Below are 451 nucleotides of genomic sequence, written 5' to 3' on the forward strand. Positions count from 1 at the left end.
TCTACTTGACGGGCCGCTGGCGAACGGCCTGCTGTTCCTCTCGCTCCTGCCCTCGACCGTCCAGTCCTCGATCGCCTTCACCGCGATGGCGCGCGGCAACGTCGCGGCCGCGGTGTGCAGCGCTTCCTTCTCCAATCTAGTCGGCATCTTTGCGACCCCGCTGCTCGTCGCGCTGCTGATGACTTCGACCGGCGCGACGTCGGTGTCATGGGGTGCCGTGCAGACGATCGTGTTCCAGCTGCTGCTGCCGTTCGTCGCCGGCCATCTGCTGCGTCCGATCGTCGGTGGTTTCGTTACGCGCCACAAGGCGCTGGTCACCGCGGTGGATCGCGGCTCCATCCTGATGGTCGTCTACACCGCCTTCGGGGCAGCGGTGCTGGAGGGGCTGTGGTCGCGTGTGTCGAGCGCCGACCTCCTAGTGATCGCTTCCGTCTGCGCTACCGTGCTGACG

At 66.7% G+C, this 451-nt stretch carries 1 protein-coding gene; it reads left to right on the forward strand.

All coding sequences use genetic code 11. The features are described from left to right. Window positions 1-451, forward strand: a 451-nt coding sequence (locus AACY52_RS31200; RefSeq protein WP_339561524.1) for a bile acid:sodium symporter, incomplete at both ends; no start/stop codon positions are given.

This window comes from Pseudomonas sp. EA_65y_Pfl1_P113, from assembly GCF_963970525.1.
Taxonomy (GTDB): Bacteria; Pseudomonadota; Gammaproteobacteria; order Pseudomonadales; family Pseudomonadaceae; genus Aquipseudomonas; species Aquipseudomonas tritici.